Source organism: Bradyrhizobium elkanii USDA 76 (assembly GCF_023278185.1).
Classification (GTDB): Bacteria; Pseudomonadota; Alphaproteobacteria; order Rhizobiales; family Xanthobacteraceae; genus Bradyrhizobium; species Bradyrhizobium elkanii.
This window is the reverse complement of the sequence record NZ_CP066356.1, coordinates 3,307,781-3,327,597: the sequence shown is the minus strand read 5'-3', so window position 1 is coordinate 3,327,597 and position 19,817 is coordinate 3,307,781. Positions and strand designations below refer to the sequence as shown.

General features: G+C 60.0%; 20 protein-coding genes and 3 pseudogenes. 10 read left to right on the top strand and 13 right to left on the bottom strand.

The annotated features are described in order from the left end of the window. Positions 1-531: 531 nt before the first annotated feature. Entirely contained in the window at positions 532-756 is a 225-nt protein-coding gene (locus JEY66_RS15945; RefSeq protein WP_016840991.1) for a hypothetical protein, read from the top strand. Between the two features lie 162 nt (positions 757-918). After that, entirely contained in the window at positions 919-1,206 is a 288-nt protein-coding gene (locus JEY66_RS15940; protein WP_018272779.1) for a hypothetical protein, read from the top strand. 203 nt (positions 1,207-1,409) lie between these two features. Here the strand turns inward: JEY66_RS15940 and JEY66_RS15935 are convergent, their stop codons facing one another. Continuing rightward, positions 1,410-1,775: a PRC-barrel domain-containing protein gene (locus tag JEY66_RS15935; RefSeq protein WP_026193068.1), complete on the bottom strand. Its 366-nt coding sequence runs from the start codon at positions 1,773-1,775 to the stop codon at positions 1,410-1,412. Positions 1,776-1,868: 93 nt separating this feature from the next. Between JEY66_RS15935 and JEY66_RS15930 the strand changes: the two genes are divergently transcribed. Further along, a complete protein-coding gene (locus tag JEY66_RS15930) occupies positions 1,869-2,153 on the top strand; it encodes a hypothetical protein (RefSeq protein ID WP_018272781.1) in 285 nt (94 codons plus the stop codon). Positions 2,154-2,352: 199 nt separating this feature from the next. Here JEY66_RS15930 and JEY66_RS15925 read toward each other — a convergent pair whose 3' ends face one another. Then, a complete protein-coding gene (locus JEY66_RS15925) occupies positions 2,353-2,634 on the bottom strand; it encodes a hypothetical protein (RefSeq protein WP_026193070.1) in 282 nt (93 codons plus the stop codon). Positions 2,635-2,721: 87 nt separating this feature from the next. Between JEY66_RS15925 and JEY66_RS15920 the strand changes: the two genes are divergently transcribed. Continuing rightward, positions 2,722-2,925, top strand: a complete 204-nt coding sequence (locus tag JEY66_RS15920) for a DUF3606 domain-containing protein (protein ID WP_018272783.1) — start codon at positions 2,722-2,724, stop codon at positions 2,923-2,925. 1,345 nt (positions 2,926-4,270) lie between these two features. Here the strand turns inward: JEY66_RS15920 and JEY66_RS15915 are convergent. From JEY66_RS15915 to JEY66_RS15905, 3 genes and pseudogenes are all read right to left on the bottom strand, one after another. Then, positions 4,271-5,509, bottom strand: a pseudogene (locus JEY66_RS15915) (adenylate/guanylate cyclase domain-containing protein). Beyond that, positions 5,506-5,895 carry a response regulator gene (locus JEY66_RS15910; RefSeq protein WP_018272786.1) on the bottom strand — a complete coding sequence of 130 codons (390 nt, stop codon included), beginning with the start codon at positions 5,893-5,895 and terminating at the stop codon, positions 5,506-5,508. Before JEY66_RS15910 ends, JEY66_RS15915 begins: the two are co-directional and overlap by 4 nt. Beyond that, complete coding sequence (locus JEY66_RS15905) at positions 5,892-8,105, bottom strand: GAF domain-containing protein (RefSeq protein WP_080650402.1); 2,214 nt, start codon at positions 8,103-8,105, stop codon at positions 5,892-5,894. Before JEY66_RS15905 ends, JEY66_RS15910 begins: the two co-directional genes overlap by 4 nt. Between JEY66_RS15905 and JEY66_RS15900 the strand changes: the two genes are divergently transcribed. The 4 genes and pseudogenes from JEY66_RS15900 to JEY66_RS15885 all read left to right on the top strand — a co-directional run bounded on the left by JEY66_RS15900 (position 8,104) and on the right by JEY66_RS15885 (position 11,408). After that, complete coding sequence (locus tag JEY66_RS15900) at positions 8,104-8,403, top strand: hypothetical protein (protein WP_018272788.1); 300 nt, start codon at positions 8,104-8,106, stop codon at positions 8,401-8,403. The genes JEY66_RS15905 and JEY66_RS15900 overlap by 2 nt on opposite strands. A gap of 1,363 nt (positions 8,404-9,766) precedes the next feature. Further along, on the top strand, positions 9,767-10,537 hold the full coding sequence (locus JEY66_RS15895) for a Crp/Fnr family transcriptional regulator (RefSeq protein ID WP_018272789.1): 771 nt from the start codon (positions 9,767-9,769) through the stop codon (positions 10,535-10,537). 51 nt (positions 10,538-10,588) lie between these two features. Then, positions 10,589-11,166, top strand: a pseudogene (locus JEY66_RS15890) (Mu transposase domain-containing protein); the annotation flags it as partial. Between the two features lie 35 nt (positions 11,167-11,201). Further along, complete coding sequence (locus JEY66_RS15885) at positions 11,202-11,408, top strand: ATP-binding protein (protein WP_018272791.1); 207 nt, start codon at positions 11,202-11,204, stop codon at positions 11,406-11,408. A gap of 530 nt (positions 11,409-11,938) precedes the next feature. Here the strand turns inward: JEY66_RS15885 and rpoH are convergent. The 7 genes from rpoH to groES all read right to left on the bottom strand — a co-directional run bounded on the left by rpoH (position 11,939) and on the right by groES (position 17,148). Further along, positions 11,939-12,865 (bottom strand): RNA polymerase sigma factor RpoH, encoded by a 927-nt coding sequence (rpoH, locus tag JEY66_RS15880; protein WP_018272792.1) that lies wholly within the window; start codon positions 12,863-12,865, stop codon positions 11,939-11,941. An 80-nt stretch (positions 12,866-12,945) separates the two neighbouring features. Then, positions 12,946-13,452, bottom strand: coding sequence for a hypothetical protein (locus JEY66_RS15875; RefSeq protein ID WP_018272793.1), 507 nt, complete (start codon positions 13,450-13,452; stop codon positions 12,946-12,948). An 18-nt stretch (positions 13,453-13,470) separates the two neighbouring features. Beyond that, a complete protein-coding gene (locus JEY66_RS15870) occupies positions 13,471-13,788 on the bottom strand; it encodes a hypothetical protein (RefSeq protein WP_018272794.1) in 318 nt (105 codons plus the stop codon). A 70-nt stretch (positions 13,789-13,858) separates the two neighbouring features. Beyond that, positions 13,859-14,314, bottom strand: coding sequence for a small heat shock protein HspD (hspD, locus tag JEY66_RS15865; RefSeq protein WP_018272795.1), 456 nt, complete (start codon positions 14,312-14,314; stop codon positions 13,859-13,861). A 325-nt stretch (positions 14,315-14,639) separates the two neighbouring features. Then, positions 14,640-14,966, bottom strand: coding sequence for a hypothetical protein (locus tag JEY66_RS15860; RefSeq protein ID WP_026193071.1), 327 nt, complete (start codon positions 14,964-14,966; stop codon positions 14,640-14,642). Between the two features lie 201 nt (positions 14,967-15,167). After that, complete coding sequence (groL, locus tag JEY66_RS15855) at positions 15,168-16,790, bottom strand: chaperonin GroEL (RefSeq protein WP_018272797.1); 1,623 nt, start codon at positions 16,788-16,790, stop codon at positions 15,168-15,170. Between the two features lie 43 nt (positions 16,791-16,833). After that, complete coding sequence (gene groES / locus JEY66_RS15850; protein ID WP_016844150.1) at positions 16,834-17,148, bottom strand: co-chaperone GroES; 315 nt, start codon at positions 17,146-17,148, stop codon at positions 16,834-16,836. A gap of 237 nt (positions 17,149-17,385) precedes the next feature. On the opposite strand from groES, the gene JEY66_RS15845 reads away from it, so the two are divergent. Beyond that, complete coding sequence (locus JEY66_RS15845; RefSeq protein WP_026193072.1) at positions 17,386-18,483, top strand: trypsin-like peptidase domain-containing protein; 1,098 nt, start codon at positions 17,386-17,388, stop codon at positions 18,481-18,483. A 123-nt stretch (positions 18,484-18,606) separates the two neighbouring features. Here the strand turns inward: JEY66_RS15845 and JEY66_RS15840 are convergent. Further along, positions 18,607-19,632: pseudogene (locus JEY66_RS15840) on the bottom strand (transposase). Between JEY66_RS15840 and JEY66_RS45710 the strand changes: the two are divergent. Next, complete coding sequence (locus JEY66_RS45710; protein ID WP_018272798.1) at positions 19,519-19,782, top strand: hypothetical protein; 264 nt, start codon at positions 19,519-19,521, stop codon at positions 19,780-19,782. The pseudogene JEY66_RS15840 and the gene JEY66_RS45710 sit on opposite strands and share 114 nt — an antisense overlap. The last annotated feature ends 35 nt before the right edge of the window (positions 19,783-19,817 follow it).

The window sequence follows — 19,817 nt, the reverse complement described above, 5'->3', positions numbered from 1 at the left end:
CCGCGAAAATGCAGGCGTTCCACGTTCAGTAGAGTCCGCTCCAGCGTGACGAGATGGCGGCCAACACGCGGCACCTGCTCCTAGAGCACATGCCGTCCCAATGCAGAGGCGACGCCATTTCAAGAAAACTCGGTCTCTTGTGAGCGATTGGTCGATGAGGCGAAGAGCCTCCGAGAGGAAGTCAAAGCCATGCCTCCGGGGTCAGATCGTGAGACGCTACTGCGCAAGGCCCGGAGGAGACGGCGGCGCACATGACCGAGTAGATAACGTCGCCCGGACTACGGCAGCCAAGTTGAGGCAATTACCTGAAACACTCCGGCCGGTAGGAACGTTCCCGCCATCTTCGGTTTATGTAATCCGCCAGAGCGGAGCACGGTCCCGGCCGTGACCCTCAGACAGCACGAACGGGACCGCGTTTACTGCGCCGGGGTGCACCTCATTTCCCCCAGCCTCATCCCAGCCCGAAATTCTCCGGAATTGCAGCAGTACGTGTGACAGCTAGGATTGAGCCGCGTGGGTTGAGGGCTGATCGTGTCGAAGGAACGGCAGGCGAAGGAAGCCGCGCAGATATTCCGGCTCTTGAGAGCCTTTCGCTCGATCCGGGACCGGGCAGTACGACGGCATGTGATCGAAGCCGTCGAGGCGATGGCGGATCGCCGCGAGGCTCCCGACGACAAGGCCGACACGGTGAACATCGCGGACAACCAAGATCGAGCCACCATCCGGCCAGAACGCGGCCATGAAGGCGAACAATGATCGCGATGTCAGCAGCGGCGAGGCAGCGCGATCTCGGCCTGGTTGACCCCTATCCCCAAGGTCGAGATCGCGCCTTCGTACACCCGAATCAGTCATCGTACCATTCACTGGAATTCCCCGCGTGTTCTTTGCGTCGTTCGAGGCTGAAACGGCGGTGGCGGCATGAGTATGTTTCTTGTTTTCGGACATGCCTTCAGCGCGTCCATTGAGCCGAAGATCGTGCATCTTCTGCACGATCGCGAGGCCTTTAAGAAGGGATTCGTGGCTGGGTTTGAGGAGGCAGCTGCTGCCGGATTCAATGCCGTGGATAAATTGCCGGTCGTGCTCGATGACATGCTGATCAGAACAACCTTCCAAGTGCTGCAAGAAAAGTTCAATCGATCAAACGACACATCGGAGCGGCGTAAAATCGTCGCCGAAATATTAAAGCTGGCGGAGTTGGCAAAATGATCGCCCCCGACATCGAATTGCGCGCCCTCTTGCTGCCCGAATCGGCTTACCATTATCTTTAGTGCAGCGACTTCGAAATTTACCGCCGCCCCGCCCACGTCTTGAGGACGGCAGCCAATCGGAAGTTCAATATGTTAACGGGGCTGCCCTCCGAAACTGGAGGGCATCCGATTTCATGGCGGCCTTGTTGTGCGCGGCCTTGCCTAAGGAGCGGGTATTCCCCGGTAATAGTCGTCGACCGAGCGAGCCATCGCAGGATCCGACCAATTCCAGCTGCGCTCGTCGCTGTATTTCGGCGCGCTGCTCAGCCGGTCTTCAGTAATGCCCGTTGCGTAGCCGCCGAGGCCAGTGTCGAACTTCAGTGAGTGCCAAGGCAGCGGATAGTGGTCGTCGCCGATCCCGAGAAAGCCGCCGAATCCCAAAACAGCGTACGCGACTTTCCCGCTCACTTTGTCGATCATGACCCGTTCGATCGAACCGATACGCGATCGGTCGGAGCCGTACACCGCAGTCCCTTCGACCTTGTCACTTCCTATAAGACTTCCCGTTTCTCGTTCTTCGTATGCCATGTCATCCCTCCATTTGATTCCAGTTCAACTGCCCCTGCTATCGGCTGTTCCTAGCGATGAGCAGATGCTGACTGGAAATTTAGGCAATCGAAAATGGATGACGTTCGCGGTTACCATGCCGTCGCAGGAGGAACCTCCGCGACCGAAATTGGTTTTGCTCTCATGAGTGAGCTCCTGCCAGTCCTCGTAGAAAAGTCGATCCAAATCGCCTGGGACTTCCTCGAGCGCTCCGGCGAGATCATAGATCCTGGCGACGCGAGCCGCTTCCTTCTCAGAAACATCGATGACATGGCGCGGGCTGGTGAGCGTCGGCCGCTGATGCTCGCGAACAACGCCATTGACGCTTACCGGCGCTACAAGCGTCTGCTCGCGGCATGATCAACCCCAATTGTCCGATCTGCGGCGGCCTCGGCTGGGTTTGCGAAAACCATCCGCACTTGGCGTGGACGACAGACCGGCATGGATGCCAGTGTGGCGCGGGTATGAGATGCGCGTGCAACGGCTCCGACGACATTAATCAGGGTGTGGAGGAGCCCAATGTGAGCGGGGTGCTCGAGGAGATCCCGCCCACCAAAAACTAGCGCCGCGCGGTCTTCTTGCGACGATTGTAGGGTGAGCGGTTGACCGGCCGCAGCGAGATGCCCTCGCGCTGCGCTTTGCTAGCGATCGAGCCTTTCGGTCTCTCCATCTTGAGACTGATGACACCTGTCGGGGTGTTCGCCCTTGCCAGCGCTCGAAGCCGCTTGACTTCCTTGTCGGTCCAGGGCTGACGCGAACGGCGCTTGTACTTGGGGTTGGCTTTTCTTGGCCCCTTTTTGCCGATGGGTGAACCCGGTCGTTTCCATGCTGCCTTTGCCATGTCGTCACCTCCTGATCGAATGAACACACGAATTAGGCCGGCAGTTCCTAGTTAGGAACGGAGCGCCCAAGCCGGAGTTGTTCGAGAATGGAGAGCCTTACGAAAAAAGATCAGTTCGAGCGCTCAAAGATCAATCTGCATGCGCCCGACCAAATGAAATGCTGGGCTCATGCGCTCGGTGTCTCGAAGGAAGAGCTTCGTAAGGCGGTCGATAAAGTCGGGAATTCTGCGGCGGCCGTCCGCAAGGAGCTGGAGGCGAGCTATGATGAAAGAGCAAGAAGTCAGCTCTGAGTGTGCACGCGAAGCGCGAAGACAGGCCGCTCTTCTTCCGCCCGGCCCGATCAGAGACGCGCTGCTGGAGAAGGCTCACCAGTACGGATTGGCCTCAAAGACTGATTTGCATCGCAATGCCAAAGAACCGCCCTTGGGATCCCGCTGAAGACGATACTCTGCAAAAGCTCATCGCGGAGGGCCGTTACGCTGTCGACATTGCCGTTGAGATGAACCGCAGCGAAGCCGCGGTGCGGCTCAGAGCTAGGGTTCTTGGTCTAACGTTCGCCACCGCGCCGCGGGGCCCGAGGCCAAGATAACGCGGGGTCCGATAAGGGTCGCCCCGGCCGAACGCTGGGACGACCCGTACGCCGGCTACTTGGACCTGGACGAGCCACCCGATTTCATTCCGGTGCTGGACCCTGTCGTCTGACCAGGAACATATCCCGATGCGCCGGGGCTGCCAGACTTCGAGCCCTTTGCCTGCATTTCCTGTCCGGGCGCATAACCTGAGGCGCCGGGGCTACCCTTCTTGGAGCCCCTGTCCTGCATCTCGTGGCCGGGAGATTTGCTCGAAACGCCTTGCGCGAACACGGCGGTGCTCGAAGCCATTAAGGCAGGCGGCAGAAAGTGCGATAATTGTGCGCTTCATTTTGTCCTCCAGAATGAGCCCCGGCAACCAACCGCGCGATCCGAACGACGTTCCATGAATATGGCTCATCAGATTCCAATAGACCCCAGAGGGGTCTAGGCAGCGCCGAAGCGCGGCATCGATGAACCGTAGGTGAATGCACCGTTCAGCGAGCATTGCAATGCGCGACTGATAGTCTGCTGGGTTAGCGCTCAAAACGGGAGGACCATCTTATGAAAAGGCTCTTGGCAATCGCAGTTATCGGTTGTGCTTTTTCGCTTACGCCCATGCTGTCGGCATCGGCCATGCCGATGGCAACGCCACATGCAATGGGTAGCACCGCGGGTGAAGTCATTCAGGTCAGAGGCGGCCACGGACACGGGAATGGACACGGTTGGGGTCATCATGGCGGTCGCGGCCATCACTACGGTTGGGGACGCGGCCATCATTATGGCTGGTACCGGGGCCATCACTACGGTTGGCGCCATCATCACCGCCACTGGTGGTGACTGCTTAAATCAAAGAGAGAGGTCGCAAAGTCTGCGGCCTCTCTTTATCGACTGATCGCTGTCGCCTCACGCGCCGGCCGCCCATAGCCTCATCCGGATTCATTGCCCGAGTGGCATAGGCCTGCCCGATCGGATTCGCCCATCGGAAATAATGGAATACGGACGAGCCCTTGTCCGTATGCCTATGCGCACAACAAGCACCACTTAACAGCGAGCAGTCCACGACTTAGCCGAGTTGCATACGGGCGCCCTTCGCTCCGTTGAGTAGACGCTTGAGGTGAAAGCCAGCAAGGGGGTCATCGGCATGCACTCCGACCAGCGCGGCGAAGGCCGGCATGGCCGAAGCGTCTTCGGCCTCGAGCTTGGCAAAGGCTTGGGCGTATCGTGCGGTCGCTGGCGCCTCGAATTCCGCCGGGGCGAGCGGTTCATAGGCGCGCAACGGTTCGCTGCGCCCGCGCAGCAGAAGGTCGCCGACCGGCCGTCCCTCGAAGTCTGCCGCTGCACCCGCAACCGCAGCACTAACGCAGACCCGTGTTCCCAAAGTCTTGTTCGCTGTCTCGAGCCGTGCAGCGGTATTGATGGTATCGCCATAGGCTGTGTAATCGAAGAAGCGACTGCCGCCGAAATTGCCAACCAGGGCGGGACCAGCGTGCACGCCGATCCGTGTGGCCCCGAAATCGACACCCTTTTCCTTCCAGCGTCCGCGGAACACCTCCGCCCATCGATCGATCGCCTGCGCGCAGGCTATAGCGCGGTTAGCGTAGTCGGCCTGCTCGCCGGGCGCGTTGAACAGCACCTGGATCGCATCGCCGATCACCTTGGCCACCGTGCCCTCATGAGCGAAGACGACGTCGGTCAGGCCGCCGACATATTCATTAAGCAGCTCGGCCAGCACTTCGGGCGCGGCGGTTTCGACCAGCGAGGTGAAGCCCGTGATGTCGGTGAAGATGACGGCGACATCACGCCAGTGCACCTGCATATCGTTACCGTCGCCGCCTGCAGCAAGACGCTTGGCAAGCTCAGGCGAGAAATAGCGGGACAGCGAGGCGTGGGCGCGCTCGGCTTCGACCTGGCGGCGGCGCGCCTCGCGCAGCATGTCGATGTGACAATAGTCGTTTCCAGGTCGGCAAAATCGATCGGCTTGGTAAGGAAATCAAACGCGCCCCGGTTCATCGCCGTGCGGATGTTGCTCATGTCGCCGTAGGCGGAAACAATAATGGTCGACTTCTTTTCCTCGGCCTCCTGTAGTTTCGCCAGCAGCGATAAGCCGTCCATGCGCGGCATGTTGATGTCGGAGACGACCAAGTCGACGTCGGGATGCGCCTCGATCGACTGCAGGGCTTCAAGGCCGTCATGGGCGAAGACGAAGCTGACCTGCCCGTCGCGAATCTGACGGCGGAATTTTTTGGAGGACGAGAGCCTCCAGATCCGGCTCGTCGTCGACCACTAGGATGGTAGCGGTCATGCGACCTGTCCGAGCCGCGCGTCGATCTCCTGGCGAAGCTGCCCGAAGTCGATCGGCTTGGTCAATAGGGCGTCGGCGCCGCGCTCCAATGCTGTCCTGCGGGTTTCCGCGTCACCATAGGCCGTAATCATGATCACGGGAACGTCGGGCCGTCTGGCTCGTACCTCTGGCAGCATTTCCAGCCCGCTCATTCCGGGCATGTTGATGTCCGATAGAATCAGGATTAGCGAGGGATCGCGAACGTCGGCGGCCCGCTGAAGTGCCGCCGGCGCGGAAGCGGCGAACTCCATGAGAAAGCGGCCGGCACGCAGCTCGCGCCGAAAATGCTGTCGATACAATACCTCCACGTCGGGCTCGTCGTCGACGACGAGAATGTAAACGCTCAACTCGTGCCTCCGCTATTGCCTTGCACTGCCACCACCCGCGGCAGGGTAATGACGAACTCGGTAAATGCTCCCGGCTCAGTCTCGACGGCGATCCTGCCGCCGTGCTGTTTCACGATGATGTCATGGCTCATCGAAAGGCCGAGCCCGGTGCCTTCGCCGGCGGGCTTGGTCGTAAAGAAAGGATTGAAGATCTTCGTTCTGATCTCCTCCGCAATCCCGACGCCATTGTCGCGGATCCTAACCTCCACTTCATTTGCCATAGCTCGCGTGGTTGCGCTCAATGTCGGCTCAAAGGCATCGCCGGCAGCTTCCTTGCGCTTGTGAGCCGCATAGAAGCCATTGGAGATCAGGTTGAGCAACACCCGCATGATCTCCTGCGGGTAAAGCTCCGCCGTCCCGGCATTCGGATCGAGGTCGCGTTTGAGCGTGACGTTAAAACCGGATTTCTCCGCGCGTGCGCCGTGATAAGCAAGGTTAAGGCTTTCCTCGACAATTGCATTAATGTCGGTCGGACGACGTTCGCCCGTCCCCTCGCGCGAATGCAGCAACATGTTCTTGACGATGGAATCGGCACGTTTGCCGTGCTGGACGACCTTGTCGAGATTGCCCTTCAGCATCTGCGCAAGCTCGTCTACGTCGGTGCGGATCTTGTCATCGAGTTCCGCATTTCCGAGCAGCTCGTTGAGCTCGCCGATCAATTCGGCGGACAGCGCAGAAAAATTGTTGACAAAATTGAGTGGATTCTTGATCTCGTGTGCGATGCCGGCAGTGAGCTGGCCGAGGGATGCAAGCTTCTCGGTCTGCACCAGGCGGTCTTGGGCGGCGCGCAATTCATCGATGGATTTGGCCAGTTCGCGGGTGCGAGCTTGAACCTCCTCGAACAAGCGGACGTTGCCGAGCGCGATCACCGCCTGATCGGCGAAGGTCTGCAGGAGCGCGACCTGCTTGTCACTGAAAGGCAGCACCTCGGCACGGCGAAGTACGATCGCGCCAATGCTCTCACCTTCGCTTAGCATCGGCACGGCCAGAATGGTGCGGCAACCATCCTGTCGCGACATCGCTTGCGCAATAGGAAAGTCGCGGCCTTCATCGGAGAGGACGTCGTGCAAGTGTATCGGCATCCGCTCGGCAAGTGCGAGCCCCGACACGGAGGTGCGGTCGTCGGTCCACGTCTGAGTGCCCATGCCGATCGATCCGTAATGCGCGCGAACGACGAGATCCTGACCCTCCTTCAGGACCAGCACCGAATCATAGGCCTCGCAGAGCTTACAGGCGCTCTCGACGATGGTGCGCAGGACCGGCTCAACGTCGGTCGGCGAGGAGGCGATCACCTTGAGGATGTTGGCACTTCCGGTCTGATAGGTCAGGGCCTCGGAGAGGTCGCGCGTCTTTGATTGCACTTCTTCGAACAAGCGGACGTTTTCGATGGCAATGACGGCCTGGTCGGCGAAGGTCGAGACGAGTTCGACCTGCTTGTCGGTAAAGGGCTCAACCATCTTGCGGGCCAAAAACAGGACACCGACGGGCTCTCCCGAGCGAAGAAGTGGAACGCCGAGCAGAGTGCGATATCCGGCTGCTTGCTGCATCTCCGGATAGGAGTAATCGGCATCGGCGAGGACGTCGGCGATTTGGACCGCCTTGCGCGCCAGAAGCACCCTTCCGACGAGGCTGCCGCGTCCCGGATGCAGACGAACGGCGTCTGCGATCTTTACCCAATCGATCGAGAACTTGTAGTTGGTTACGTGGTGGTAGCCGCCCGTTTCATCTTGCCGGGTCATCGCCGCCATGTCGGCGTTGCAGAGCTGCGCGGCCGATTCGGTCAGGGTGTCGAGTACGGTTTGCAGATCGAATGCCGAGCGGCTGATGACCTTAAGCACGTCGGCGGTCGCGGTTTGCTGATTCAAGGCTTCGGTAAGGCTGCGCGTCTTCGCCTGCACTTGCTCAAACAATTTGACGTTCTCGATCGCGATCACCGCTTGGTCGGCGAACGTCGCTACCAGCTCGATCTGCTTGTCCTCAAAAGACCCGACAGCGAAGCGAAATAGGTTAATGACACCGAAAGCGTGGCCCTCCCGCACGAGCGGGACACCAAGCGCCGCACGAAAGCCCATGAGCTTTTGTGCTCGCGGGCGATTGAACTGTGGATCAGCGAGCACGTCCGGGACGCGAACGGGACGCCCATCGAGAATAGTCCGGCCGACGGAAGCCATGACGGATTACGCCAAAGCGCAAAAAGCGATGCACGATAATCGAAAGCGCCTAAAGGCCGAACGGCTGGCGCGGGAGCCGAAGCGGCCAACCGCACAAGAGCGGGCTAAGCGTCCCATCTGGATGATCACGGAGGTGGAGGGTGAAATGGCCCTGCACTTCCGCCGAGTCGATACTGAACTGGAGATATGGATCGCAAGCAGCGACGACTATTCATTCGTCATCAGCAACGAGAGCCGGAGTGGCCTGGATTGCATGGAGAGCCGGGCTTTGTTGCATCATATCGCCCCGACTATCTGAATGGCTCACGTATCCGGGTCTCCCTTCAGTTCGTTCGCTGAAGCCGAGCGGGCCTGCAATGCGTTCCTGGGGCGCCTCATCATTGAGGGATGACCACCGCCATCCGCCCCCTGCGCAACGGCAAGGACGACGCGATCGGTGGGCTAGGAACATTGGCCGCGTCTCCGGAGTTGCCATTGGCGTGAATAAATAAGGAGGGAAGCGATGGGACGAGGCGTTTTGCTTTGGCTTTTGGGCGTGCCAATTCCTGTGATCATCCTGCTGTGGTTGTTCTTTGGGCACTGACTTCGTATACCAACGCAGTCTGCCGGCGCAGCTAACTAGGATCCATTTCGGGCGGCACATCGAGCGATCGAATCGAGCCCTGCCTTTCAAGGCCGTGCAGTTAAACTGTCTGGATCTACACGGACGCGGCTAAGTAAATCGGCGACGAGGACCACATCAAAGTCTTCGCTTCGATCGAGGCCGCCGAGAAATGGTTCGAGGAAAACGCCCCGGAGGGCGGCGTGGCATTTGAGTAACGCTCCTGGAGTGAAAATGGCAAAGGCCTTACTGCTCTCATTGCAATTGCTGCATTGGCTGTTAATCGCAGGGGTCGCGCTGATAGCGGTTGGCCTGATTGGCCCCTTGTGGCCGGACCAATGTCCAGGGCGAAGCAACCACAGAGCCAAGTTCCGAGCTGCGCCCCCAGTTGTGGTCGAGTAGCTCAGCCATTTGGCTTTCGCCCTCACAGATCCGGGCGGGCGGATTTCCCGCACCCGGCTCTTCCCGAGGGTAACCCGCGTCAGATCCCCGCCATTCGGTCGAGGCCTGCGGAGCCGATTTTAGCGGACGCCAATAGAGCTAGGAACTCCGTTCTCCCACGGAGAACCCCGGTAATCCATCCGCGCTATGGATTGAGAACGAATCGAGGACCCACGATATGGGCAGTCTACTTCGCAGGCAGTCGCACCGGCTCGGCGAGAAACCTGTACGTCGGCACCCGAACCGATTTCCCGCTTTCCAGCGTCGCCCCGCAGAGGGAGCATTCAAAGCTGCCGTCTCCCGGCGCTGATGCATGGCTTCTGGGTTCGCGTCAAAAGTCACCTGCCGCGCGCGATGAGCGCCTCACCCTCAAATGCCCCTCGGATTGGGGGTGTCCTATGCGCTTCTGGCGCGCGCGACACCGGAGCGGAACGTGAAATCGCTTGGTGGCCATACATAGGAATGCCGCGGTGGGAAGTCGCCCGGTCTGACCGCCAAGGCCGGCTTTTGGACCGAAGCGGCAGTTTGGATCAAGGACAACAGGCCAGTTAGGAACGTGCGCGCTTGGCGCGGGTTTCAAACTTTGGTTGTTTCTGCGCGGTTTCAGGGAACATCCGTGATGGCGCTCCAGACCCGCCTTGGGAATAGACTTTTGGCGGCGTTGCCCGCAGCCGACTTCAATTTGCTTGCGCCCCATCTTCAGAAAACGTCTTTCGGGTTCGATGCTGTGCTGGTACGAACAGGAGACGAGTTCAAGCAGGTCTATTTCCCCCTCAGCGGCGCCATCTCGTTCTTAGTCGAAATGTCGGGCGGTCAGATTGTGGCGTCCACTCTCATGGGCTCAGAAGGAGCGGTCGGCGCGCTCTCCGTCCTAAGTCCCTCCCGGTCGCGATCGCCAGTCACGGCAACGGCCTATGTGGCCGGAAGCGCGCTCCATGTACCTGTTTCACAATTGCAGCATGTCTTTGAGCAAAGCGCTGCGATTAGGCGTGTTCTTCGTTTCCATTTTCGCACGCAATTGTTGCAGCTTCAGAACGTAGCAGCCTGCAACGCGGTCCATTCGGTGGAATGCCGTATGGCCCGATGGCTGCTCGACATTCACGACCGAGTTGCGGACAGCCGAATTCAATTAACGCAGGAGGCGTTAGCACAACTCCTCGGGGTGCGCCGAACGACCGTGACGCTAACGATGCGTAAACTTCGAGCGGCCGGCGGCATCATTTCAGAACAGCGACGAATGCTAGAGATCGACCGAACGCGGCTCGAGACGATTGCATGCGAGTGCTATGGCGTGATGCGAGACAGGGTCAACGGCATGTATGATGAGGAGTTGCTAATGAGCTCGCCGAATACTGCACATGCGCAGCACTGCCTTCCTCATGAAATTTAGTAGTTAGAGCGCGATGGTTGCGCGATCCGCAGTAAGCATTCGCCCAGGGCCGCGCTGAAGGACTTGCCGGAGAGCCCCTACGTGTTCGCCGAAGTGGCGGATCTGCCGGGTCAGCATCGACTATCACGTCGAGGTCGAAGCGCATTACTACAGCGTCCCGCATCGCTTCCTCCGCGCCGAGGGTCGAGGTGCGCTTCACCGCCCGCACTGTCGAGATTTTCCACAGGGGCGAGCGGATCGCCGCGCATCAGCGCATGAGCGGCAACCACAAGCCCACCACCGTGCCGGAGCACATGGCGTCCAGTCATCGGCGCTACGCCAGCTGGACCATCGAGCGCATCCGCAAGGAGGCCGCCACGATCGGGCCTGCCACCGCGGCGCTGTGCAACCTGATCCTCGATGAGCGGGCACACCCCGAGCAGGGCTTCCGCGCCTGCCCCGGCATCATCCGGCTCGCCCGATCTTACGGGCAAGAGCGGCTCGGTGCCGCCGCCCTGCGGGCGATCGACATCGGCGCCCGCACCTACGGCTCGGTCAAATCGATCCTCACCAACAATCTCGATCGACGTCCTTCAACCAAGCGCTCCGCGGACAATGCGCCGATCCTTCATCCCAACATCACGCGTCCGACCCTCGACAACTCCACGCGCTCGGCCTTCATGGCATGGCCAAAGCCTTTGCCGACATCGAAGCCGGCGGCGATGCTGCAAGCCTCGGCCATGCCGAATGGCTTGCGCTCCTGCCCGAACGCGAAGCGTGGCTGCGACGCGACAAGCGGCTCTCCACGAGGCTGCAATACGCCAAGGTGCGTCAGCAGGCCTGCGTCGAGGACATCGACTATCGACCACTTCAAGTCGATTCAGCGTACTGATCGTGTGGCTGTCCATACGTACAGTTCTCAACCATCAGCCCAGCCCGCCGCAAGGCGTCTCCCCTCGGAGGCTTACGAGAAGGAAGCCCTTCGCTTCAGATCTTCCAGGGTGTGACCGGGATGCCAGCGCTCAAAATCCTCGCAGATCAGGGATTCAAGCTTAGTCCGCTCTTGTTCGCTCGTGGCGCGGGCGTCGAAAGAGACATCTCGGGGCATGGCTCATTGCATCGCCAAGAGAGAGTCGCTCGCTGACTTCTGCGGGTGGTGTGCGCATGAAGCGGTCGAGCGCATGGACAATCCGCTGCGCGGACTGACGGCCCGCTCATAGTTGCGGCTTTGAGGCATTGCTTGAAACCAACGGAGAAGGCGCCCCGCTCTTGCCTGGCTGCTCGATCTGCGGAATGGCACGGTCGTTATCGGTCCCATGCGCGAGGAGCAGCACGATATGTCGTGCCGCGCAAATGGCTCCTGCCGCGGCCATGCTATTCGCGGTCATCAGACAAAGAATGAATGGCGTTAGCATCGTACAGTCAAGCGCCTGAGCCGAAAGTGTGTTTACCGTTCCTTCGAATGTTGTATGGACTTTTCAGACAGGCTCCTCCTGTCAGCATCGCGGACTGTACCTTTTCAAATGACCGTTGCTCGATTTGGCGGACACGCTCGCGCGATATTTCGTACTCTAAGGCAAGCGCTTCGAGCTTCGGGGGATCTTCACTCAAATAGCGCGCTGTGAAGATATGCCTTTCGCGGGGGCTTAGCTTCTCAATGGCTGCTGTCAGAGCTTGCCGCCGTTGAGCCAGTTCCTGGTCCTCGGCCAACGTCACGTCGTGAGTAGGCGCCGGATCTACCAGCCGTTCGAGGGCATCTCCGACGTCGCCGGCATCCTTGTGACGTAAATTCAGGGACAGGTCGCCACGCAGGCGACGGTCCATATTCACGACTTCACGTTCGGGTACCTTGAGCTGAGCGGCGATCGTCTTGACCTGTTCTGGCCTCAGATCCCCGTCCTCCAAGGCGGAGATCGCACTCTTCGATTGCCTCAGTTTGAAGAATAACTTCTTCTGGGCAGCGTCCGCCGTGATCTTCACCAGCGACCAGGAGCGAAGAACAAAATCCTGGATCGTTGCCTTGATCCACCACATGGCATAGGTGGAAAGGCGGATGCCCCGCTCCGGATCGAATCGCCGCACGGCCTGCATCAGGCCGACATTGCCCTCGGAAATGATATCGGCAATGGGTAGCCCATAACCTCGATATCGCATGGCGATTTTCGCAACGAGACGCAGGTGGCTTGTCACCAGGCGATAAGCCGCTTCACGATCGCCGCGGTTTCGCCATCGCCGACCAAGAGTGGTCTCTTCTTCCCGAGTGAGGATCGGAAATTGTCTAATTTCCGTTAAATACTTCGTCAGCCCGGTGCCGAGCGACGGCAATTTCTGAGAAACAGCTTGAGACATTTCCCCCTCGCAGCGCTCAACAAATTCCCACCTCTGCCGCGCTCTCGTCAGGGTGGCGGCAGAGCAACGAAAGCATCGGTCTACAGAGCGGGACTATCGTCCGCCTCATGGCTGCCAAAACGTCGGCCTTTTCGGTTGGAGCCATTGGTCCTTCGATCCGAATCGGACTCCAGAAGGCGCAGGGCATCCACGATGTCGTCGAAGCTCACAGCTCCATCGATTGTCCGGTTCAATTCTGGATCGTCTTTCAAGGCGCAAGCATCCGCGGCCCAAAGCGATAGAATGGCCCGTTTCTCGTACGAGGTGAGGTCGCAATCATCGACAACGTACATCGGATGAGCAAACGCCTCGGCTGGATGCAGCAGCCGAGCCATCTCCAAGTTCATTGTTCGTCGGCGATCCGTCTGCAGCGAGAGGCGATCGGGAAACGTCTTGTGCAAAAGGGCCTCCACGGAATGCTGCTCTTCGCTCATCCGGCGTGCGATATACGCTCGCTCTAGGTCCGACAGCCGCGTCGCGAGCAGCCTGCGGTAGCGCCGAATATTGGCGCGATGGGCACGCAGGCGTTCAAGATTTCCCTTGATCATCACTCGTCCCCTTCCGGCTCAGGCGGCCAAGGCACGTTCGGTTGAGCGCAACCGACAAGGCTTTCCACCCGGAGGATTCCGGGGTCCGCCGTCGAGTTCGCACAGGGCCTCGAGGATTTCGTCGATCGATACGGGCTTCTTCAGTCCGGCGGGCGAGCGGAGCGACGGGCATGCTATCGCCGATGCGTCGGACGCCCAGGATGCCAGAATTGCCCGCTTCTCGGCCGTCGTCAGGCCGGCATGGCACACGACATCCCTGGGATGTTCGAAAGCGGTGCCGGGATGCAGGAGCGCGTTGAAGTCAAACACGTTGTCGTCAGCGGTCGTCGGCCGCATGGTATCCTCCTTTGCATTGACGACGAGCGGCAGCCGCGCGAAGCCTCGCGCGGCGCCGGTCGGAGCCTGCTTAGGCTGCCTTAGCTTCCAATTTCTGGACATTGTCGGCCGATACGCCGTTGATTGCGATACGGCGCGGCTTCATGGCTTCCGGGATTTCCCGGACCAGCTCAATTTTGAGCAAGCCGTTGTCGAATGCGGCGCTCTTGACCTGAACGTAATCCGCCAGGTTAAACTGCCGCTTGAAGCTGCGGGTGGAGATGCCGCGGTAGAGAAAATCGCGCTCAGCCTTCTCCGACTTGCTGCCCTCAATGGTGATCACGTTCTGTTCGGCCGTGATCGCGATCTCGTTGGGCGCAAAACCTGCAACCGCCAACGAAATCTGGTAGCGGTCCTCAGACAGCCGTTCGATATTGTAGGGCGGATAGTTGTCCTCGCCGGCCCGCTGGGCCATTTCCGCGAGGTCAAAAAGGCGATCGAAGCCAATGGTCGAACGCCAAAGGGGCGAGAAATCATAAGTGCGCATAGCCAAATCCTCCAAAGAGCAAGATGGTTACGAGCGGCACCGGACACGACCGGTGCCCGTCTCAACGGCCGGACCCAAGAGGCGCCCGGAAACCACCGTTCGGTGGCGACAAAAAAATAGCAAAGTCGTTTTTGGTTTCAAGAGGGGGCCAAAAATTTTTTAGGGCTTTGGTCCTCGGTAACCTGACCTGACGTCCGTTTCGTTAACAAGGGCCAAAGCGAGTTATGCACGGGCCCGCAATTCGGCAACGCGGTTGAGGCGCAGGTTCGCCGTCCTCGAGTGCCAGGGAAGCTGCGTGACCCATAGACGGGCCGCGCGTGAAGCATTAGCTCACCCGGGGGGCAGTCCCCTCGAGGTCGGACGGAAGACGAAGGACATGGGGTTCATTGCTGTCTGGCAACAGCAGCGTGTCCATCTTGAACAGCGGCGGGCTCGGTTTCCAGCTCATCCACTGCATCGAATCCAGATAGGGGATGGGCGGAAGCGGCAGAAGGTGGTTCGCGCGCTCGGGGATCTGTTTTGACGGACCGTCCAGGCCCCAGGCACCCGCCGGGAGCAGCATTGCCGCATAAGCGAACGCGCCCGCAATCATCATTCGGGCCCGGCGGTCTGAAGTCTCAGCACGAGCGGAAAGGGTATCATTTCTTGTCATCTCATCCTCCTAATTTCGGCAAGCTGATCCAAGCGATGGTCGGAAGGCTGAGGGCGAACATGAGCCAATGCATCACAGCCGCCCCGCCGTTGGGTGGTGGAGATTGTCTGCGCCTGCTCATCTGAAGCTCCTTGGTACTATCGTTGCTTTCTCGTGGTGGATCGGATGAGCCCGGCCGTCGCCGGCCGGGCTCAGGGTTGATCAGAAGTCCATGGACTGCGCGGCAGGCGCCGTCTCCGCCTTCTTCGGCTTGTCGGCCACCAGTGCCTCCGTCGTGATGAGCAAGGCGGCGACTGAAGCCGCGTCCTGCAGCGCGGTGCGGACGACCTTGGCAGGATCGATCACGCCCGCTTTGACCATGTCCTGGTACTCTCCCGTAGCTGCGTTGAAGCCCCAATTGTAGTCGGCGTTCTCGAGCAGCTTGCCGACGACGAGCGAGCCGTCTTCACCGGCGTTCTGGACGATCTGCCGGGCAGGAACCTGGATGGCGCGACGCACGATATCGATGCCGGCCTTCTGATCTGCATTAGAAGCTTTGAGACCATCGAGCGCCTTCAACGCGCGCAGAAGCGCCACGCCGCCTCCGGGCAGGATACCCTCCTCGACCGCGGCGCGCGTTGCGTGCATTGCATCGTCGACGCGATCCTTTTTCTCTTTGACTTCGACCTCGGTGGCACCGCCGACGCGGATTACGGCGACGCCGCCAGCGAGTTTCGCCAAACGCTCCTGCAGCTTCTCCCGATCGTAGTCGGAGGTGGTCTCCTCGATCTGCGCCTTGATTTGGGTGACGCGGGCCTCGATGTCCTTCTTGGCGCCTGCGCCGTTGACGATGGTCGTGTTCTCCTTGTCGATGACGACCTTCTTGGCGCGCCCGAGCATGTTGAGGGTTACGTTCTCGAGCTTGATTCCGAGATCCTCCGATATCGCCGTTCCGCCGCTGAGAATCGCAATGTCCTCGAGCATGGCCTTGCGGCGGTCGCCGAACCCGGGCGCCTTGACGGCTGCCACTTTCAAGCCACCGCGCAGCCGATTGACGACAAGAGTCGCGAGTGCTTCGCCCTCGACGTCCTCGGCGACGATGAGCAGTGGCTTGCCCGACTGCACCACCGCCTCCAGCAGCGGCAGCATGGTCTGGAGCCCGGAGAGCTTTTTCTCGTGGATCAAGATGTAGGGATCCTCGAGCTCGACCCGCATCTTCTCTGCGTTGGTCACGAAGTAGGGCGAGACATAACCGCGATCGAACTGCATGCCTTCGACCACTTCGAGCTCGGAATCGAGGCCCTTGGCTTCCTCGACGGTAATCACGCCCTCATTGCCGACCTTCTGCATGGCATCGGCAAGGAAACGGCCGATCTCGGTGTCGCCGTTGGCGGAAATGGTGCCGATCTGCGCGATTTCCTCGTTTGAGGTGACCTTCTTGGCATGCGCCTGCAGGTCCTTGACGATGGCTTCGACCGCTAGATCGATGCCGCGCTTGAGGTCCATCGGGTTCATGCCGGCGGCGACCGATTTTGCGCCTTCCTTGACGATGGCTTGGGCTAGCACGGTCGCCGTCGTGGTGCCGTCACCGGCGAGATCGTTTGTCTTCGAGGCGACTTCGCGCACCATCTGTGCACCCGTATTCTCGAACTTGTCTTCGAGCTCGATTTCCTTGGCAACAGTGACGCCATCCTTGGTGATGCGCGGGGCGCCGAAGGATTTCTCGATGACGACGTTGCGTCCCTTGGGACCAAGCGTCACCTTGACCGCATTGGCGAGCGTATCGACGCCGCGCAGCATCCGCTCGCGGGCCTCAGTTGAGAATTTCACGTCTTTGGCAGCCATATTATCTGCTCCTTTCTCGAATGACTGTCAGCTTCCAGCTTGCTCAGGCGGCCCTCTTGAGCGAGGCGGCCTTGTCGACCACGCCCAGAAGATCGCTTTCCTTCATGATGAGGTAGTCCTGGCCGTCGATTTTCACTTCGTTGCCGGACCACTTACCGAAAAGCACGCGGTCGCCGGGATCAACGTCGAGGGGCACCAATTGCCCTTGCTCATTCCGACCGCCAGGGCCCGCGGCGACGATTTCACCCTCCTGCGGTTTCTCCTTTGCGGTGTCGGGAATGATGATGCCGCCAGCAGTCTTTTCTTCGGCATCAATGCGGCGCACGAGCACGCGGTCGTGCAATGGACGGAAATGCATGCACATCCTCCTGATTAGGTCAGCGATGTCAAAAATCCGGGTCCGGGAACCGGGCCCCGGGCGGAAGCGACTTAGGTAACGCACAAAATCCGTTCAAGAGCTTCTACGAAAATTTTGGCGCCTCATCCGAACGATGCACTGAAGGCTCTTGAACAGTCGACTTGAGCCAACCAGTTAATCGCCGCCACCGCCCCGGAGGACGGGGCGATAAACGCGGTGTGCTGCCGGAGAGAAACGATGCGATACTTGCGTGGGCTTGCGCGACTCGGGCTCGGCTCGACGCTGGTGTTAACCCTTTCCGGACCGCCAGTTCTCGCCCAAATTCCAGAGATCAACATCGGCCGCGTGCCAACCCTTGCGCCGTTGGTCAAGGAGGTGACGCCGAGCGTCGTCAACATCTCGGTGCAGGGACGCGTGCGTGAGGACAATCCGCTGTACCAGGATCCCTTTTTTCGGGAGTTCTTCGACGTTCCGAAACAGCTGGAGAAGGAAATCAACGCCGCCGGATCGGGCGTGATTGTCGACGCCCAGCGCGGCTATGTGTTGACAGCAAACCACGTTGTTGCCAACGCGACCGCAGTGCAGATCAGAACCAAGGATGGCCGAAAGTTTGCCGGTCGCGTGGTCGGCCGCGATGCGCCGACCGATATCGCACTACTACAGGTCAAGGAGCCAGTCGGGCTGAGGGCCATCGCGCTGGGCGACAGCGACGCGCTTCAGGTCGGCGACTTCGTCATCGCGGTGGGTAATCCCTTCGGCCTGGGCCAGACCGTCACGTCAGGCCTTGTCAGCGCGCTCGGGCGCACCGGCCTTGGCAAGCACGGCTATGAAGACTTCATCCAGACTGATGCTGCGATCAATCCCGGCAACTCCGGTGGCGGCTTGATCAATCTGCGCGGCGAACTCGTTGGCATCAACACGGCGATCATCTCTCCGGGAGGAGGCAATGTGGGAATTGGCTTCGCGGTACCCATCAACATGGCCCGCAAGGTGATGGAGCAGCTCGCGCAGACAGGGCGGGTCGAGCGTGGCCGCATCGGCGTTGCGCTGGAGGATCTCGAGGCGCCCGCTGCGGGTGTGACGCAGGGGGCCCGTATCAAGGAGGTCAGTCCCGGCTCGCCCGCAGAGCGCGCGGGCCTTCGCCGCGGCGACATCATTCTGAAGGCCAACGACATCCCGATCCGCAGCGCCACGCAAATGCGCAACCTCATCGGGCTGACCGCGGTCGGTCAGCAAGTTCGGCTGACTATTGAACGAGAGCGCGCTCTAGAGAGCGCCACGGTCGAAGTCGCACCGTTGGCCGAGCCGAAGCCGAGAGGGCGCGGGCCGGGGTGAAGAATGTTTGCATATGACCGATTCCGTCGAAAAAGGCTGGCAGTATTTCGTTGTAATAGCTCCGTCGCGACGTGGCCGAACTGCTCTACCGACCCTATGCGAGCCTCGGGGTGGGCATCGGGATCAACTGGCCATCTTTCGAAGGTTTTGGGCGGTGGCCGCGAGGATGAACTCGTCGCGCGCGCCGTTTGGACCTCGTAAACGCAAACGGTCGAGCTTGAGAATGCGCTTGAGGTGCGCCAACAAGCGGAGCCGGCGCGAGGTGCCTCCCTCCCACGATCTCGCGATGTGGCGCGCCATGTCGCGAGCGCCCTCGTAGATCGAGCGCGGCACTCTCCGTGAGGCCTGCTTGGGGCAACACCGAGCCTTCAATGTGCATCGATCACAATCGCGCTTGCTGGCGAGGTAAAGCATGGTGGCACCATCATTCACCAACGTTCTGTCGTGGTAAGAAATTTGCCGCCAGGGCAACGATAGATGTCCCCAGCATGGTCGTAGGTGAAGTCGTCGCGCGAGAAGATCCCGCCTGTGCGGGCCGAATTGTCGAAGACTGTAACGTGCGGCTCGATGCCATGCTCATAGACCAGCCAGGCGAGCATCTCGGCCGAGCCATCGCCACTGTCGCCGAGGAGCCGGCTCGGATAGAGATCAAACCGCTCCAGCGACCGCTCAATCATGCGCTTAGCGGTCAATACCTCCGCCTGCCGGATTGCCGTCGTTGGCCAAGTCCCTTATCGCCTTCGATCGCCTTCTGCCGATTTGCATCGGCCTTGACTAGGCTCGCATCGACTGCAAATCCTTCGCCGCCGACCAGTCGTTCCTCGATGCAGCGGCGCAGCACGCTCTCGAACACGCGACGGAAGAGGTCGCTCTGCCGGAAGCGCCTATGCCTGTTCTTGGAGAATGTCGAATGATCTGGCACCGCCCATCCAGACCGAGCCGGCAAAACCACCGGTAGGCCAAATTGAGGTGAACCTGATCGCACAGGCGCCGCTCCGATCGGATACCGAACAGTAACCGATCAGGAGCATGCGGATGATCAGCGATCGAAGGCCGACCGATGCTGCTGTAGAAAAGCGCCAGGTCCCGCCGGACCTGTTCAAGATCGACAAACCTGTCAATCAACCACAGCAAGTGATCAGCCGGGATATGTCTTTCGAGCGAGAACTCATAGAACAACGCGGCCTGTTCGACTTTCCGATGCTCTATCATGATCTTCAGTCCTGCCAACTAGACAGACTGAATCACCGATATCTCTGCAGTCGCAACAGCCGCCATTTTCAACAGAGTCGGCCATAAGCAAAAGTTGTAGCGGCGAGAGCAGCGAAGCTCGA